Source organism: Acetobacter sp. DsW_063, assembly GCF_002153745.1.
Lineage (GTDB): Bacteria > Pseudomonadota > Alphaproteobacteria > Acetobacterales > Acetobacteraceae > Acetobacter.
Map to the genome: position 1 here is coordinate 1 of NZ_JOPL01000016.1, position 1,158 is coordinate 1,158.

Sequence of the window (1,158 nt, forward strand, 5' to 3'; positions counted from 1 at the left end):
ATCGATTGAAAGTGGAGCCCGACAGCGTGGCATGTCCATGCTGCGCACCGCGATGGGGCCAGCGATTGCCCGGCACCTTGCCGATCCGGCTGTGGTCGAGGTGATGCTCAATCCCGATGGGCGGCTATGGATCGACCGTCTGTCCGAGGGGCTGGGTGATACCGGGGAGACGATCACACCGGCTGATGCCGAACGCATCGTGCGACTGGTCGCACATCATGTTGAGGCCGAGGTACATGAGAGGGTGCCACGCGTGTCGGCGGAACTCCCCACCGGCGAGCGTTTCGAGGGATTGCTCCCACCCGTGGTGACGGCACCCAGTTTTGCGATCCGCAAGCCCGCCGTCGCCGTGTTCACCCTTGATGACTATGTCGAAGCTGGGATCATGACAGTGGGCCAGGCGGCATATCTTCACCAGATAGTTGCAGAGCGAAAAAACATCCTGGTCGCGGGTGGGACGTCCACGGGCAAGACCACGCTGGTCAACGCCCTGCTGGCCGAGGTCGCGAAAACTGACGACCGGGTCGTGCTGATCGAGGATACGCGCGAACTGCAATGCCGGGCGCCCAATCTCGTGTCGCTCCGCACCCGGGATGGTGTCGTCACGCTGTCCGAACTGGTCCGATCGGCCCTTCGCCTGCGTCCGGACCGTATTCCCATCGGCGAGGTGCGCGGCCCCGAGGCGCTCGACCTCCTCAAGGCGTGGGGCACAGGTCATCCCGGTGGGATTGGTACGCTCCATGCTGGCACCGCCATCGGCGCGTTGCATCGCATGGAGCAACTGATTCAGGAAATCGTCGTCACCGTACCGCGCGCCCTGATCGCTGAGACCATCGATGTCATCGCCGTGCTGTCAGGACGTGGGACGGCGCGCCGCCTGTCTGAACTGGCCACAGTGGATGGCCTCGATCCCGTGACGGGCGCGTATCGCATCCGGCCAGTCAGCTTACCCTCTTCCAAAACACCATTCTCTGACAATGGAGAGTCATCATGAGGCCGCCTTTACGCCAGCGTGCCATCGTGTGCGCTATTGCACGTCCTGACTGGCATGTTCCAGACCTTCTCTTGTTCGGAACATCCCTTCTTATATCGTTGTTTTTCGTGTCATCAGCCTGGGCGTCCGGCTCCGGCATGCCGTGGGAAAACCCGCTCAACGAG

The 1,158-nt window shown here is 62.3% G+C and carries 1 protein-coding gene; it reads left to right on the forward strand.

All coding sequences use genetic code 11. The features are described 5' to 3' along the window. Nucleotides 1–4 precede the first annotated feature (4 nt). Nucleotides 5–994, forward strand: a complete 990-nt coding sequence (gene trbB / locus HK28_RS03860; RefSeq protein WP_233140335.1) for a P-type conjugative transfer ATPase TrbB — start codon at nt 5–7, stop codon at nt 992–994. The last annotated feature ends 164 nt before the right edge of the window (nt 995–1,158 follow it).